Source organism: Microbacterium tumbae (assembly GCF_054780175.1).
The window spans coordinates 1-653 of the sequence record NZ_BAAGWV010000010.1 but is presented as its reverse complement, the minus strand read 5'-3'; the positions used below and the strand labels follow the sequence as shown (position 1 = coordinate 653).

The 653-nt window shown below is 70.4% G+C and carries 3 protein-coding genes; all 3 read left to right on the top strand.

The window, feature by feature from the left end; all coding sequences use genetic code 11:
• Positions 1-210, top strand: a 210-nt coding sequence (locus ACYVGQ_RS18720) for a hypothetical protein (RefSeq protein WP_460786200.1), incomplete at its 5' end; no start/stop codon positions are given.
• Positions 207-407, top strand: a complete 201-nt coding sequence (locus tag ACYVGQ_RS18715) for a hypothetical protein (protein ID WP_381242743.1) — start codon at positions 207-209, stop codon at positions 405-407. The genes ACYVGQ_RS18720 and ACYVGQ_RS18715, both read left to right, overlap by 4 nt.
• Positions 407-571, top strand: coding sequence for a hypothetical protein (locus ACYVGQ_RS18710; RefSeq protein ID WP_381242744.1), 165 nt, complete (start codon positions 407-409; stop codon positions 569-571). Before ACYVGQ_RS18715 ends, ACYVGQ_RS18710 begins: the two co-directional genes overlap by 1 nt.
• Positions 572-653: the final 82 nt, after the last annotated feature.

Below are 653 nucleotides of genomic sequence, written 5' to 3'. Positions count from 1 at the left end.
ATCCTCGACTTGGACCCTGGGCTCGCCGGGGTCGTGGACTCGGTCCGCGAAGTGCACGCCCCGATCTGGCAGGCCATCGAGGACGGTCGGCCGGTTGCCGTCATCGACTTCGCGATGCTCTCCGGCGTCGTCCAGGCGCTGCTGAACGCGATCGACTCGCGCCTCCCGCAGCCGCCAGCCGCCATGGCATTGATGGCGGTGGCCGCGTGAGCACCGTCCTGGAGCCCCGCCGGCTGGAAGACCTCGAAGAGGAATCGCTGATCGCCGTCGAGCTGGAATGGCAGCGGCGCGCGAAGGGCGCCAAGCCGTGGACGAACACCGAATACCTCGACCGTGTCGCCGCCGTCCACGCCCGCTACGCCAACTTCCGGCGCTGGCAGCAGCAGCACCCGCAGGCGGTGGCCTGATGGACGCCACCGTGCAGCAGCAGGCCCCGTCGCTCGACGCGATCCTCGCCGCCCCATCCGTCCGCGTCCCCGGCCTCCTCCACTGGCTCGGCCTCGACAACCGGCAGCCCTCCCTCGACGAGGACTTCGAGGACTACTGCAACAGCATCAGCAAGGAGGCGTGATGGGCGCCGACCTCAACCAGTTCGTCCTGGCCACCGACCCGACGAACCCGACGCTCGCCCACCGGGCCGCGGTCCGTCTCGC

What these genes read in the sequence shown, in the direction of transcription:
- ACYVGQ_RS18710 (WP_381242744.1), top strand. Translation starts at nt 407, where the DNA reads ATGGACGCCACCGTGCAGCAGCAGGCCCCGTCGCTCGACGCGATCCTC.